Raw genomic sequence first — 14,677 nt, 5'->3', positions numbered from 1 at the left:
CATGGCACCCCGCCAGGCGTGACGCCCTAGTCGGACGTGATCGCGGCGGCGAACCCGTCGAACACCTCGATGTACTTGTCCACCGAATCGAAGCTGTGCACCACGGACATGGTCCACTCCTCTTCGCGGCCGGGCGTCATGAAGATGCCGTTATTCATGTTCCACAGCCATGCGAGCTCGCACAGTGCGGGGAACTGGTTCTCCTTGAAGGATTCGTAGTCCACGATCTTCGCCGAGGAGAACGTGACGCAGCCCTTGGAGCCGATGCCGACGGCGTAGCCGGGAAGGTCGTACTTGTCGATGATCTCTTGGCAGCCCTTGACGATGCGGTCGTTGAGCGCACCGAGGTGTTCGTACGCCTCGGGTGTGAGTACCTCGAACAGCGAGGCGCGCGCGGCGGCCATGGACAGCGGGTTGCCGTTGTAGGTGCCCACTTGGTAGACGGTGCCGTCCTCGACCACGGCCATGACCTCTTCGGTGCCGCCGATGGCGCCGGTCGGCAGTCCGCCGCCGAGCGCCTTGGCGAGCGTCACCATGTCGGGCCTCACGCCGAACTTCTCCACGGCGCCGCCAGCGGCGATCGTGAGGCCGGTCTTGACCTCGTCGAAGATGAGGACGATGCCGTGGCGGGCGGTGATCTCGCGCACCGCCTCGAGGTAGCCGGGCTCGGGGAGGACGACGCCCAGGTTCATCATGGCGGGTTCCATGATGACGCACGCGGGCTTGCGACCCTCGGCGTCGAGGCGTTCGATGCGGCGCTCCATGGCGGGGGCGTCGTTGAACGGCACGGCGATGGTCATGTCGACGGTCGCTTGCGGGATGCCCGCGCCGTAGGGCAGCGATGCGAGGTTCTCGCGGTCGCCGATCTTGTCGTACTCGACGCCGATCGACACCATGACGGTGTCGTGGTGGCCGTGGTAGGAGCCGAAGATCTTCATGACGGTGTCGCGGCCCGTGAAGGCGCGAGCGATGCGGATGGCGTCCATCGTCGCCTCGGAGCCCGAGTTGGTGAAGCGCCACTTGGGCAGGCCCCACCTGCGGGCCAACTCGTCGGCGACGACGACCGAGTCCTCGGTCATCGCGGCAAAGTGCGTGCCGAGCGGGTAGCGGGCGGCGACGGCCTTGCCGATCGCGGGGTGTCCGTGGCCCTGGACCATCGAGCCGAAGCCGTTGTGGAAGTCGTAGTACTCGTTGCCGTCAACGTCGACGATCTTGTCGCCCTTGCCGGACTCGATGTAGATGGGCCACGGGTCGCGGCCCTGGTAGCTGGATGCGACGCCGCCGCTCAGGTGCTCGCGGGCGTGCTCGTACATCGCCTTGGAGGCCTGGGTGCGCGCGTTGAGCGCGTCGGTCTGCTCGGCGATGAGCGTCGCAATGCGCTCGGGGTTCAGTTCAATAGCCATGATTACTCCACCCGTCCGGCCTGGCGACGGGTCCTGGGAGCTTGTCTGAGATCAACCGCCGGCCTGGCGCATGGCGATCTCGGCACTGCCTGCGCCTTTGACTGCGCGGTGTGCTATCTCGATGGTAGCCCAAAGGGGCATCGGTGCCCAGGGTCCGACTTTCGCGAGCATCTTGACATGAGGCACTACGGGGTCCTCCGCGACAACAGCCCTGAAACGCAGGGTGATCCCGCGGTAGTCGACGGGAACGCCCACTGTCGCACGTAACTTGGGCTCGGTACGATGGTACGAAGTGCTGCAACGGCAGGAGGTGATCGCGGTGACAAAGGGCCCTGTGGACCAGGCCGCCATCGCGCGCGCCTCCGCGCGGTCGACCAAGGCGTCTGCTCGACTCGAGGGCCGTGCAGTTCCCGACGGGCGTCCCCGGGCCGTGGGCGTTCAGCGTGTTCTCGATGCCAGAGAGAAGCGGTCCTGACACCGTTCGCGGCTGAATACGGTGACACCCCTCTCACGCCTGACGAGGAGGACGCTCTCCTCCCCGGCGTGCGCGCGGAGCTCGGCGCAACGGTGCTCAAGTCGGATGTCTACGATCTCGAGCAGGCCATTGGCGAAGAGGTTCAGAGGGACCTTCTCGCGGCCGTCATTGCAGCGAGTCTCAACGTGGCGGAGTTGCTCTCTGACACGTTCCTGTACGAACTTCACAGGATGCTCTACGGTGACATTTGGCAGTGGGCGGGGCTGCGTAGCAAACGGGAACGCAACATCGTAGTCGCCCAGAACGCATCGCTGTCGAGCTTCGGTCCTCGCTGGAGAACATCATCTATCGCTGGGATCACACCGATGATTGGGATGCTCGCTTGCTCGGACTTGTTGCGCACGCGGAGACCGTGCGCATCCACCCATGCGTGGACGGGAATGGCCGGGCGACGCGCTCGCTCGCGGAACTCGTATTCGTCGCGGCGCAAGACGGGCCAGATCTGTGGGCTTATGACTGGAACATCGACAAGGCCGCATACATCCAAGCCTTGCGTCAATATGACCTCGCGCGGGACGCATCGGGATTGGTCAGCCTCGTGCCGATCCTTCCGCTGGACTAACCCACCCTGGACCTTCGCCGTTGCGCCTCGAGCCCCTCATAGGCTTTGATGCGAGCAAGACACCGATGCGGCCCACGACGGGTAGTCGGGCGAGATGGAGCAGTGATATCCGTGGGCACCACGGTCTTTGAGCGTCAACCCACCCACCGGGACATCGTCGTTGCGTCCCTCGCGGACAGCGTCCTGAAGCCGTTCTGGCTCGACGACATCGAGGCCACCGAGCGGCCCGCTCTGCAAGGCGACATCGAGGCCGACCTGGCCATCGTCGGCGGCGGCTACACCGGCCTCTGGACTGCGGTGCAGGCAAAGGAGAGAAACCCCAAGCGACGGGTGGTCGTGGTCGAGGCGCGCACCGTCGGCTGGGCCGCCTCCGGCCGCAATGGAGGCTTCTGCGAGCCGAGCCTCACCCACGGCTACGAGAACGGCGCGAGGAGGTGGCCCGACGAGATGGACGAGCTTGAGCGCCTGGGCACCCAGAACATCGACGAGATCGAGCAGACGATCGCGCGCTACGGCATGGACGTGAACTTCGAACGCAACGGGTTGCTCACCGTCGCCGTCGAACCCCACCAGGTCGCCGACCTCACGGGCGACGATGTCATGGACGCGGCCGCGATTCAGGCGCGGGTGAAGTCGCCCACCTACCTCGCCGGAGAGTCGGACGGAGGCGCCACCGCGCTCGTGCACCCTGCGAAACTCGCGTACGAACTCGCCCGCGTCGCCACCGAACTGGGCGTCACCATCTACGAGAATTCGCCCGTGCTCGGCCTCGCCGCAGGACCCGTGGTGCGCACCGCGAAGGGCGCAGTGAAGGCCAACAAGGTGGTCCTCGCGACCAACGCCTTCCCCTCACTGCTGCGCCGCAATGCGCTCATGACGGTGCCCGTGTACGACTACGCACTCGTGACGGAGCCGCTGACGGACGCCCAGCTCGAGTCGATCGGTTGGAGGGGTCGAGAGGCCATCGCGGATATGGGTAATCAGTTCCACTACTACCGGCTGACGCCCGACAACCGGATCCTCTTTGGCGGCTACGACGCGATCTATCACGCTGGCGGCAAGATCAGGAAGCGTTACGAGGACAGGCCCGAGTCGTTCGAGAAGCTTGCGGGACACTTCTTCACGACCTTCCCCCAGCTTGAGGGGCTGCGCTTCACGCATCGTTGGGCCGGGGTCATCGACTCCAGTTCTCGCTTCTGTGCGTTCTTTGGCATGGCGCGGGCGGGGACGGTCGCCTATGCGGTGGGATTCACGGGCCTAGGAGTGGGCGCCACGCGCTTTGCCGCCGCGGTGATGCTCGACCTGCTCGCGGGCGAGGAGACCGAACGCACGCGCCTGAAGATGGTCAAGGACAGGCCGCTCCCGTTCCCGCCGGAGCCCATCGCCACGGTGGGGGTCAACATGGTTCGCTGGTCCATGAACCGTGCCGACCACAACGGTGGCAAGCGCAATGTCCTCCTCAAGACACTCGACGCGATGGGCATGGGTTTCGACTCGTGAACGTCCCTCTCGAGCCAGGCCCCGACGATCTGGTGCGGCTTGCCGCTGGCATGCGGACCGTGTGGACCGTGACCCAGACGTTGCGCAAGGTCTACATCGCCTCAGGAGAGTCAGCCGCGACGGCCCCTTCGCGCGAGGAGCGCGATGTGGAGTGCCGTCTGGGTCTCGCCGTCGTCGAGATCCGCATCAAGGAGCGCGGCGATGATCGCGAGGCGCTGGTAGAACACGGATCGCGACAAGTGCGAAGCCTTCGCGGCTGCCGTGCGGTTGCTGGGATAGGCGAGCATCGCCGCGAGCACGACTTCGAGGTCTCCGCCCGCCCTGGCGTCGTGCTCAATGAGAGGAGCGAGCATGCGCTCGCCGTGGTCGAGCAGCCGGTGATCGCCGCGCAGGCTGTTGAGCAAGTGGGCGAGCGGACGCTCGTCGGCCCAGCGCACCCTTCCGCCCCTGCCGCTGGCGCCGTTCGAGTCGACATCCGCCGAGTGGTCGATCGCGTCCCGCATCGACGCGAGCGCCTCGTCGATGCCGGTCGCGGCCCTCCCGATCGTCATGGTGGCGCGGGGCCCGCCGTCGATCGCCTTGAGCAGCGCCTGGGCCGAATCCTGGTCGAGTCCATGCGCGGCGGGCATGGAGAGCAGCGCGACGGTCACGACCGGTTGAGGTGCGTCGAGCGGCAGTGCTAGTGCCACACCTCCGATCGCGCGGGCCGCCGCTTCGACATCGGCCACCGACGCGCTACCGCCCGCCACGGCAATTCCATACAGGCGCTGGCCGCCGACGGGAAGCCCCGCCGCCTCGAGCCTGGCCGCGGCGTCGGCCGTGGTGGCGAAGCGACCCTCGAGGAGGCCCTCCAGGAGTCCCCGCCGCGCGATCCTGTTCCATTCTTCCGCTCCGCCCGCCGCGAGGCAGCCGATGGCGAGGGCGATCGCGCCTTGCTCGAGGACGCTGAGCCGGCCAGCGGGATGCGGGGCACCGGGCAGCGCCACGAGGTTCCCCCACCGCGTGCCCCTCGCATCGACGGGGACGATCAGCCAGTCGGTCTCGCCGGGGGACAGCGAGCCAGCCGCGCGCGATCGGCGTTCCCACTCGACCAGCAGGTCGGCGTCGGCTCCGTCGATCATGTCGGCGGCGACAACCTCGTGGGCGAGGTTCTCGAGGACGACGGGAGACGCGAGGGTGCGCGCCAAGTGGGCGACCACGTGGTCGGCCGGAGCGCCCCTGAGTGCGAGGGCGGTGAAGCGCTCGCGGACCTCGGCGTGCGCCTCGAGCGCTTCCATCTGGCTGCCGATGATGCGGCGGTGGACCGCGGCGGTGAGGTTGACGAACTTGACCTCGCGGCGCAAGACGGCGAACGGAAGGCCCCACCGGGCCGCGGCCGTGCGCGCTGCAACCGGCGCCTCCGCGTAGCGAGAACCCAGCTCAAGCACGAGCGCGGCCAGGCCCGCGGAATGCAACTGCTCGATGAAGGCCTTGAGCGCATCGTCCTCGGATGGCCACGCCGAGCCCGTCGACAGCAGCATCTCGCCGCCCTCGAGCAGCCGGGCGACATCCGCGCTGTCCGAGGTGTGCACCCAGCGCACCTTGGTCTGCAGCCGGTCGTGGCCCTCGAGGACCTCGGGATGGCCCGCCCGGAACGCGGGCTCGTCGAGCGCCTCGGCGACGGTCGGCAAGGCATCGAGCCCCAGGCGGTCCGGGCCCGCCGCGTCCGGACGGAATGTCCGAACGCTACGCACTTCGCGACGGTCGGAGGCGGTCATGGCCCGATTCTATGTGCGATTCTGAGCAGATACGCATCTCGCTGGTATCGGGCAATGTGTCCGGTCTGTTTCGTGAAGGGAAAGCCATGGGCGTACTTCGCCATCACGTCGCCGGCCAGGAGTTCGGGTCAACCGAACGCACCGGCACCATCTCCAACCCCGCGACCGGCGCGGTGGTGGGCGAGGTTGCCTACGCCTCGACGGCCGAGGCCGATGCCGTGATCGCCGCGGCCAAGGCGGCAATGCCCGCGTGGAAGGAAACCGGACTCATCAAGCGCGCCGATGTGTTCTTCCGCATGCGCAAGCTCTTGGTCGAACGCCAGGATGAGCTCGCCGCGATCGTCACGCGCGAACACGGCAAGGTCTTCGCGGACGCGAAGGGCGAGATCAGTCGGGGTCTTGAGAACATCGAGTTCGCGGCTGGCCTCGTGCACTTGCTCAAGGGCGAGTTCTCCGAGCAGGTCTCGCGCGGCGTCGACGTCCACTCGGTCAAGCAGCCGGTGGGCGTGGTCGCGTGCATTACCCCGTTCAACTTTCCGGTGATGGTGCCGCTGTGGATGACCGCCTCGGCGATCGCGTGCGGCAACACCGTGGTGCTCAAGCCGAGCGAGAAGGACCCTGGCGCGTCCGACTTCCTCGTCAAGCTCTTCGAAGAGGCAGGTCTGCCGGAGGGGGTCCTCAATGTTCTCCACGGGGACAAGGTCGCTGTCGATGCTCTTCTCGATTCGGCCGACGTCTCGGCCGTCAGCTTTGTCGGCTCCACCCCCGTGGCGCGGTCCATCTACGCACGCGGCACGGCCGCCGGTAAGCGCGTTCAGGCGCTCGGCGGTGCCAAGAACCACATGGTCGTCATGCCTGACGCCGACATCGACGGGGCGGCCGATGCGGCGGTCTCCGCGGCCTATGGCTCGGCGGGGGAGCGCTGCATGGCGATTTCTGTCCTGGTGGCGGTGGGCGACGCGACGGCCGACGCACTGGTGGCGAAGGTCAGCGAGCGCATGGCCAAGCTCGTCATCGGCGATGGCACCGACCCGGCCTCCGACATGGGTCCGCTGATCACGCGAGAGCACCGTGACAGGGTCGCGTCGTACGTGACGGGCGCGGCCGCCGATGGCGCGACCGTCGTGGTCGACGGCACCGCCAAGCACTTCGATGGCGACGGCTTCTTCATCGGCGTCAGCCTGGTGGACCACGTGCGCCCAGGCATGAAGGTGTACGACGACGAGATCTTTGGCCCCGTCCTGTCCGTGGTCCGTGTCGAGACGTACGACGAGGCGGTGGCGCTGATCAATGCCAACTCCTTCGCTAACGGCACCGCGATCTTCACCCGCGACGGCGGCACCGCACGGCGCTTCGAGGTTGACGCGGAGGTGGGCATGGTGGGAATCAACGTGCCGATACCGGTGCCCGTGGGCGCGTACTCGTTCGGTGGGTGGCGCAATTCGCTCTTTGGCGACTCGCACATCTACGGACCGGAGTCCGTGCACTTCTACACGCGCAGCAAGGTGGTGACCTCCCGCTGGCCCGAACCCAGCGAGTCGCAAGTCGACCTCGGCTTCCCTAGCAATCACTGACCCTTGAGATGAGCACACAGGGAGGTACCCCCATGACCCCAGACGAGGCCCTGGTCAGGACCAACGACCGCAGCCATGTCTTCCACTCCTGGAGCGTCCAGGGCGCCATCAACCCGATGCCGGTCGCTGGCGGGCTCGGAGCGGAGTTCTGGGACTACGACGGGAACAGGTACCTCGACTTTGGTTCCCAGTTGGTGAATCTCAATTTGGGACATCAGCACCCCGACCTCATCGCTGCGATCCAGCACCAAGCCGGGCGTCTTGCGACCATCCAGCCGGCGCTGGCCAACGACGTGCGCGGCGAGCTCGCACGCCTGGTGACGCAGGCGGCGGGGGAGTCCTTCGCCAAGGTGTTCTTCACCAACGGCGGCGCCGACGCCAACGAGAACGCGGTCCGCATGGCGCGGCTGTTCACGGGCAAGCGCAAGGTCATGGCCATGTACCGCAGCTATCACGGCAGCACGTCGACGGCGATCACGCTGACCGGAGACCCGCGCCGTTGGGCGAACGAACCCTCGGACGCCTCCGTGGTGCACTTCCACGGCCCCTATCTGTATCGCTCGCCGTTCTACTCCGTGAGCCCCGAACAGGAGACGGAGCGCGCGCTCGAACACCTCGAGCAGACCATCGTGCTCGAGGGCGCGTCGACCATCGGCGCCATCATCCTCGAGACGATCGTGGGCACCAACGGCGTGCTGATGCCCCCGCCCGGCTACCTCAAGGGCGTGCGCGCGCTGTGCGACAAGTACGGCATCCTCTACATCGCCGACGAGGTGATGGTTGGCTTTGGCCGCGTCGGCGAGTGGTTCGCGTACCAGGCGCATGACGTGGTTCCGGACCTGGTGACGTTTGCCAAGGGCATCAACTCGGGTTACGTCCCGCTCGGTGGCGTCATCATCTCCGCGACCGTCTCGGAGTTCTTCGACGACCGCATGTTCCCGGGTGGACTGACGTATTCGGGCCACCCGCTCGCGTGCGCCGTGGGCCTGGCGACCTTCGAGGTGTTCGAGCGCGACGGGATCCTTGCCCACGTGAGGGACCTCGGCGATCGCGTCATCGAGCCCATTGTCACCAGCTGGCTTGAGAAGCACCCGTGCGTGGGTGACGTGCGGGGCACCGGGCTGTTCTGGGCGATCGAACTGGTCAAGGACAAGTCCACGCGGGAGCCTTTGGTCCCGTTCAACGCATCGGGCGCCGACGCCGCACCGATGGCGGCCTTCGTGGCGGCATGCAAGGCATCGGGACTGTGGCCGTTCGCTCACTTCAACCGCACCCACGTGTGCCCCCCGCTGGTCATCACCGAGGAAGAGCTACGCAGGGGTCTCGCGATCATCGACGCCGCCTTGACCTCCGTAGACGCGGCGATCGCTTGAGCCTCACTCACCCCCTTTCACTGCACCCCCAACCGGAATAGGCTCACGCGCATGACCACAATCGATTCGATACCCGTCGTGGTGGGTGGGCCCTCCCTTCCCCAAGAGCGCAGGCTGGTCACCGCGATCCCCGGTCCGCGCTCCCAGGAACTGATGGACCGTAAGGCCGCCGCCGTTGCCGCGGGCGTGGGGCACACCGCGCCGATCAGTGCCGTGGCGGCGGGTGGCGGAGTCGTTGTCGACGCCGACGGCAACTCGTTCATCGACCTCGGGTCCGGAATTGCGGTGACGGGCGTGGGCAACTCCCACCCCGCCGTGGTGGCCGCGATTCAGGATCAGGCCGCGCGTTTCACCCACACGTGCTTCATGGTCTCTCCCTACGAGGGCTACGTGGCGGTGGCAGAGGCCCTCAACCGGGTGACGCCCGGCGACTTCCCCAAGAAGTCCGCGCTGTTCAACTCCGGTGCCGAGGCGGTCGAGAACGCGGTCAAGATCGCGCGCAAGTTCACGGGCAAATCCGCCGTGGTCGCCTTCGACCACGCGTATCACGGGCGCACCAACCTCACCATGGCGCTGACCGCCAAGTCGATGCCGTACAAGAGCGGCTTCGGACCGTTCGCTGCCGAAATCTACAGGGCGCCGATGTCGTACCCCTACCGCGACGGGCTCAGTGGAGCGGACGCCGCGGCGAAGGCGATCTCCGTGATCGAGAAGCAGGTGGGCGCGGCCAACTTGGCCGCCGTGCTGATCGAGCCGATCCAGGGCGAGGGCGGATTCATCGTTCCCGCCGAGGGCTTCCTGGAGGCCATCTCCGCGTGGTGCACCGCAAGCGGCGTCGTGTTCATCGCCGACGAGATCCAGACGGGTTTTGCGCGCACGGGCGCGATGTTCGCGAGCGAGGTGTTGGGAATCGTCCCCGACCTGATCACCACCGCGAAGGGAATCGCGGGCGGGCTGCCCCTGGCCGCGGTGACCGGTCGGGCGGAGATCATGGACGCGACACACGTCGGCGGCCTTGGCGGCACGTACGGAGGCAATCCCATCGCGTGCGCCGCCGCGCTCGCCGCGATCGATGCGTTTGAACATGACGGACTGGTCGAGCGGGCCCGCGAGATCGGTGACCTGGTGCTCAGGCGTCTCGCGGCGATGCAGGCGGCCGACCCCCGCGTCGGAGACGTGCGCGGCAAGGGCGCCATGGTGGCGATCGAGTTGGTCGAACCCGCGACAGGAGAGCCCGACGCGGCCCTGGCTGGCGCGGTCGCCAAGAGCGCGATCGCTCAGGGAGTTATCGTGCTCACGTGCGGCACCTACGGCAATGTGATCCGGTTCCTGCCTCCGCTGTCGATAGGCGACGATCTGCTGAACGAAGGCCTCGACGTAGTCGCCGCCGCTCTCGCGGGGGCATAGATACACACCTGTCAACCAAGTACACGATGATTCCTGCCGAGCGAGTGGGACGACAAGGAGAACCATGAGTGCATATGCGGTGGTCAACCCGGCGACGGGCGAAACCGAAGCCAACTATCCGACGATGGAGGACTCGGCCGTCGATGTCGCGATCGGCGCCGCCGATGCGGCCTATCGCGGGTGGGCATCAACCGGTCCTCAAGAACGCGCCGAGTTGGTCCGCAGGCTCGCCCAACTGCACAGGGAGCGCCGGGACGAGCTGGCCGCGATCATCGTGCGCGAGATGGGCAAGCCGCTTGCCGCGGCACTGGGTGAAGTGGACTTCGCCGCCGACATCACGGAATACTACGCGGACAACTGGGACAAGATCACGGGGGACACGCCCCTGGACATCCTGGCCGAGGGCACGGCGGTCATTCGCCGGTCTCCGTTGGGTGTCCTGCTCGGCGTGATGCCCTGGAACTTCCCGTACTACCAGGTGGCACGTTTCTCCGCGCCCAACCTGGTGGTCGGCAACACGATCCTGCTCAAGCACGCGTCACAATGCCCCGAATCGTCGGCCGCCATTGCCGCGATGCACCGCGACGCGGGCTTCCCCGAGGGCGCCTTCCAGAACCTCTACGCGTCAAAGGACCAGATCGCACAGATCATCGCCGACCCGCGCGTCCGCGGCGTCTCCGTGACGGGCTCGGAGCGCGCGGGTGCCGCGGTGGCGGAGCTCGCGGGCCGCAACCTCAAGAAGGTCGCACTCGAGCTGGGCGGCTCCGACCCGTTCATCGTGCTGTCCACCCATGACATGGACGCCACCGTCGAGGGCGCCGTCGAGGCTCGCATGGACAACAACGGTCAGTCGTGCAACGCGCCCAAGAGGTTCATCATCATCGATGAGTTGTACGACGAGTTCGTCGAGAAGTTCACGGCGGCCATGACGGCGTGCACGATGGGCGATCCCTTTGCCGACGACACCGTGCTGGGACCGTTGTGCTCGGTGGCCGCGGCTGAGGGCCTCGAGCAGCAGGTCAAGTCCGCTATCGCTCAGGGCGCGACCCTGGTGGCGGGCGGAAACCGCGACGGGGCGTACTACGAGCCGACGGTACTGACGGGCGTCACCAAGGACATGGACGTCTTTGGCGAGGAGCTGTTCGGCCCGGCCGCAGTGGTCTACAAGGTGTCGAGCGAAGACGAGGCGGTGGAGCTGGCGAACGCCACCAATTTCGGCTTGGGGTCGTATCTGTACACCACGGACCCCGCACAGGCCGATCGTGTGGCGGACAAGATCGAGGCCGGCATGGTCTACGTCAACCTGGTGCTCGCGGACAGCCCCGAGCTTCCGTTCGGCGGGGTCAAGCGCTCCGGCACGTCCCGCGAGATGGGGCTGCTGGCCGCCGACGAGTTCGTCAACAAGAAGCTCATTCGCGTCGCACCGTAACACCCGCGCGGGGTCGTGGGACCGTCGCTCACCGCATCGGGCCGGGGCGTGTTCGCTGGGGAGGGTGCCCGTGCACGACACGACCCGGCGGCGCGCCCTCCCCGGATCGCGCAGATTGCATACTTACGATGCGAGAGGCGTGGGTAAGACCCCCCATGCCCAAGGCTGCCGTGATCCGACTCGATAACGTCTCCAAGGTCTACGCCCGAGGAGCCCGCCCCGCGCTCGACGACATCTCCGTCGAGATTGAGCGCGGTGACTTCGTGTTCCTTGTGGGGTCTTCAGGCTCGGGAAAGTCGACGTTCCTCAAGTTGATCCTGCGCGAGGAGCGGCCCACCTCGGGCGACGTCCACGTGGCCGGCCGCCACCTCAACAAGCTGTCGAACTGGCGCGTGCCTCACCTGCGGCGCGAGATCGGAGCCGTGTTCCAGGACTTCCGCCTGCTACCCAACAAGACCGTTTTCGACAACGTCGCCTTTGGCCTGGAGGTGATCGGCAAGAAGCGCCACCATGTGCACTCGATGGTGCCCGAGACCCTGGAGCTCGTGGGCCTCGCGGGCAAGGAGAAGCGCATGCCTCACGAGCTGTCGGGTGGCGAGCAGCAGCGTGTGGCCATTGCCCGCGCTGTGGTGAACCACCCCCCGATCTTGCTGTGCGACGAGCCCACGGGAAACCTTGACCCGGGCACGTCCGTCGGCATCATGCGGCTGCTGGACCGCATCAACCGGACAGGCACGACGGTGCTGATGGCGACGCACGATGACGAGATCGTGGACCAGATGCGCAAGCGCGTGATCGAACTCAAGGGCGGACAGCTCATTCGGGACCAGGACCGCGGCGTGTACGGGGCGGAGACCTCCGTATGAGACTGAGATTCATCTTTGGTGAGGTCTTCAACGGCTTGCGTCGCAACGGCACGATGGCCCTGTCGGTGGTGCTCGTGACGTTCGTGTCCCTCACGTTTGTGGGCGCCGCCGCGCTCACCCAGATGCAGGTCGACAAGCTCAAGGACGATTGGTACGGCAAGGTCGAGGTCTCGGTCTTCCTGTGTCCGGAGCAGTCGCGACACGTGCAGTGCGCGGCGGGCCGCGCCACCACCGCGCAGGAGCAGTCGATTCGGAGCGTCCTCACCGAAGGTTCGGTCGCCCCCTTGGTGGAGAAGGTCACGTACGAATCGCGCGAGCAGGCCTTTGCGAAGCTGCGGTCGCGCGACACCGATAACCGCTTCGCACTCCTGACGGCCGACGGCATGCAGGCAAGTTTCCGGGTGAAGCTCGCCGACCCCGAGCAATTCGAGGTGGTCGCCGACGCCGTGAAGGGCCTGCCTGGAGTCGACGAGGTACAGGACCAACGCGAGATCTTCAAGGGGCTTTTCAGCCTGCTCAACGCCGCCACCTTCATCGCCGCGGGCCTCGCCGCCGTGATGTTGCTTGCGGCGGTGTTGCTCATCACCACCACGATTCGTTTGAGCGCGCTCAGTCGACGCCGGGAGACGAATATCATGAGGATGGTGGGCGCCTCCCGGGGCCTGATTCAGATGCCCTTTATGCTTGAGGGCGCGGTAGCCGCAACAGTGGGGGCCGTGATCGCGGCCTCGGGTCTGTGGCTGTCCGTGCGATACCTGGTCGAAGACTGGCTCAGGGGATCGGTAACTTTTGTCGATTACATCAGTGGAGACGACGTTCTGACCGTCGCGCCGTGGCTCCTTGCTATTGCGGTGGCGTTGGCGGCCGTGGCGTCGCTGGCCACCCTGGGGAGGTACACACGCGCATGATGACGTCATTGTGGCGTGCACGCCACGCCAGGCTCGCGGCAGCGCTCCTGCTCGCGGCGATCCTCGGCGCGAGCGTCGGCACCATCGCCCAGGCCGAAGGCTCCGTGCCCGGTTGGTCCAGCTACGACGACGAGATTGCGCAAGCGAACAAGGACAAGGCCAGGAAAGAGCAAGAGGCCAAGAGTCTCGCCCACGACTTGAGCGAGACCAACCAGGCGATCGGCGACGCCACGGTCAAATTGACTGCGCTCAACGAGCGTCTTCCGGTGGTGCAAGAGGAATACCGGCTTGCCCAGCAGCGGGTCGATGCCGCGGTGCTCCAGCAAAGCATCGTCGCCGGCAAACTTGAGGCCGCCCTGGCCCAGGACGCCGCGCTCACCACGCAAATCGAGGCGGATGACGTCAAGATCGCCGACTTGCGTGACGTGCTCGCCGAGATCGCGCGCGCTGAGTATCAGGGTTCACGTGAGGACGCGAGTCTGAGCATTTTCTTTGGCGCCCAGACATCGACCGAGTTTGTGGATGACTACGCGTATCGCGAGACCACCTCTCGGGTGCAGTCCAACACGCTGGCACAGATGGAAGAACTCGCGGCCGTCAACCGCAACCGCAAGGCTCGTCAAGAGGCGGTGCGGGCGTACATCGAGGAGCTCAAGGTCCAGGCCGACGCCCTTGTGGTGGAGACGCAGACGGCCCGCGACGCCGCCGCTCAGAAGAAGGCCGAGGTCGAGCAGTTGCTCAAGGAGGCCCAGAATCTGAAGGCCTACCTGGAGTCTCAGCGCGCCGCGTACTTGGCCCAGCAGGCCGAGGCCGAGGCCCAGGCCGCGGCGCTCAAGGCCGAGCTCGATGTGTTGTGGAAGAAGAAACTGGCCGAAGAGTCGGTGAACGGCACCGGGTCGCTCGTGAAAGGCTTCCTCAGCCCGCCCACGGAGGTGCCGTACATCACGTCGTCGTACGGCATGCGATTCCACCCGATCTACCAGGTGTGGAGGCTGCACGCCGGAACGGACTTCCGCGCGTATTGCGGAACGCCCATCATGGCGACGGCCGACGGAAAGGTGGAGTGGGCCAGGTACCGCAGTGGCCTGGGCAACCAGGTGATGCTCTACAACGGAATCGTCAGCGGCAAGGTGCTGTACACGAGTTACAACCACCTCGCGACGTTCGCCGTGTCGGCTGGACAGACGGTCAAACGCGGACAAGTCGTCGGCTACCAGGGAACCACGGGTACATCCACTGCATGCCACTTGCACTTTGAGGTCTACGTCAACGGCGACACCGTCGACCCCATGACCCTGATTGCCAATTGGTGGTAGCGCTGTTGCGCCTGCGTCGATGGCTCTAGACTGGTAGGCCGCGCTGT

General features: G+C 66.4%; 12 protein-coding genes. 10 read left to right on the top strand and 2 right to left on the bottom strand.

What is annotated here, in order from left to right; genetic code table 11:
- Positions 1 to 26: 26 nt before the first annotated feature.
- Complete coding sequence (locus QZZ29_RS01500; RefSeq protein WP_291380838.1) at positions 27 to 1,403, bottom strand: aspartate aminotransferase family protein; 1,377 nt, start codon at positions 1,401 to 1,403, stop codon at positions 27 to 29.
- A gap of 292 nt (positions 1,404 to 1,695) precedes the next feature.
- Here QZZ29_RS01500 and QZZ29_RS01495 point away from each other — a divergent pair, with 292 nt between their 5' ends.
- From QZZ29_RS01495 to QZZ29_RS01485, 3 genes are all read left to right on the top strand, one after another.
- Complete coding sequence (locus tag QZZ29_RS01495) at positions 1,696 to 1,878, top strand: hypothetical protein (RefSeq protein ID WP_291380836.1); 183 nt, start codon at positions 1,696 to 1,698, stop codon at positions 1,876 to 1,878.
- A gap of 382 nt (positions 1,879 to 2,260) precedes the next feature.
- On the top strand, positions 2,261 to 2,500 hold the full coding sequence (locus QZZ29_RS01490) for a hypothetical protein (protein ID WP_366478825.1): 240 nt from the start codon (positions 2,261 to 2,263) through the stop codon (positions 2,498 to 2,500).
- A 111-nt stretch (positions 2,501 to 2,611) separates the two neighbouring features.
- Positions 2,612 to 4,000, top strand: coding sequence for an FAD-dependent oxidoreductase (locus QZZ29_RS01485; protein WP_291380834.1), 1,389 nt, complete (start codon positions 2,612 to 2,614; stop codon positions 3,998 to 4,000).
- A 110-nt stretch (positions 4,001 to 4,110) separates the two neighbouring features.
- Here QZZ29_RS01485 and QZZ29_RS01480 read toward each other — a convergent pair whose 3' ends face one another.
- Positions 4,111 to 5,757: a PucR family transcriptional regulator ligand-binding domain-containing protein gene (locus QZZ29_RS01480; protein ID WP_291380832.1), complete on the bottom strand. Its 1,647-nt coding sequence runs from the start codon at positions 5,755 to 5,757 to the stop codon at positions 4,111 to 4,113.
- An 86-nt stretch (positions 5,758 to 5,843) separates the two neighbouring features.
- Here QZZ29_RS01480 and QZZ29_RS01475 point away from each other — a divergent pair, with 86 nt between their 5' ends.
- The 7 genes from QZZ29_RS01475 (at position 5,844) to QZZ29_RS01445 (ending at position 14,630) form a co-directional block, all read left to right on the top strand.
- A complete protein-coding gene (locus QZZ29_RS01475) occupies positions 5,844 to 7,331 on the top strand; it encodes a CoA-acylating methylmalonate-semialdehyde dehydrogenase (protein ID WP_291380869.1) in 1,488 nt (495 codons plus the stop codon).
- Between the two features lie 32 nt (positions 7,332 to 7,363).
- Complete coding sequence (locus QZZ29_RS01470) at positions 7,364 to 8,704, top strand: aspartate aminotransferase family protein (RefSeq protein ID WP_291380831.1); 1,341 nt, start codon at positions 7,364 to 7,366, stop codon at positions 8,702 to 8,704.
- Positions 8,705 to 8,755: 51 nt separating this feature from the next.
- Positions 8,756 to 10,111 (top strand): 4-aminobutyrate--2-oxoglutarate transaminase, encoded by a 1,356-nt coding sequence (gene gabT, locus QZZ29_RS01465; RefSeq protein WP_291380829.1) that lies wholly within the window; start codon positions 8,756 to 8,758, stop codon positions 10,109 to 10,111.
- A gap of 64 nt (positions 10,112 to 10,175) precedes the next feature.
- Entirely contained in the window at positions 10,176 to 11,540 is a 1,365-nt protein-coding gene (locus QZZ29_RS01460; RefSeq protein ID WP_291380827.1) for an NAD-dependent succinate-semialdehyde dehydrogenase, read from the top strand.
- 170 nt (positions 11,541 to 11,710) lie between these two features.
- Positions 11,711 to 12,406 carry a cell division ATP-binding protein FtsE gene (ftsE, locus tag QZZ29_RS01455; protein ID WP_291380826.1) on the top strand — a complete coding sequence of 232 codons (696 nt, stop codon included), beginning with the start codon at positions 11,711 to 11,713 and terminating at the stop codon, positions 12,404 to 12,406.
- A complete protein-coding gene (ftsX, locus tag QZZ29_RS01450) occupies positions 12,403 to 13,314 on the top strand; it encodes a permease-like cell division protein FtsX (RefSeq protein ID WP_291380824.1) in 912 nt (303 codons plus the stop codon). The genes ftsE and ftsX overlap by 4 nt, the downstream gene beginning before the upstream one ends.
- Positions 13,311 to 14,630, top strand: a complete 1,320-nt coding sequence (locus QZZ29_RS01445; RefSeq protein ID WP_291380822.1) for a M23 family metallopeptidase — start codon at positions 13,311 to 13,313, stop codon at positions 14,628 to 14,630. The genes ftsX and QZZ29_RS01445 overlap by 4 nt, the downstream gene beginning before the upstream one ends.
- The last annotated feature ends 47 nt before the right edge of the window (positions 14,631 to 14,677 follow it).

The sequence above is a fragment of the Demequina sp. genome (assembly GCF_016278765.1).
Lineage (GTDB): Bacteria > Actinomycetota > Actinomycetes > Actinomycetales > Demequinaceae > Demequina.
The sequence above is the reverse complement of the archived record's forward strand: the minus strand, read 5'-3'. Positions and strand labels throughout refer to the sequence as shown.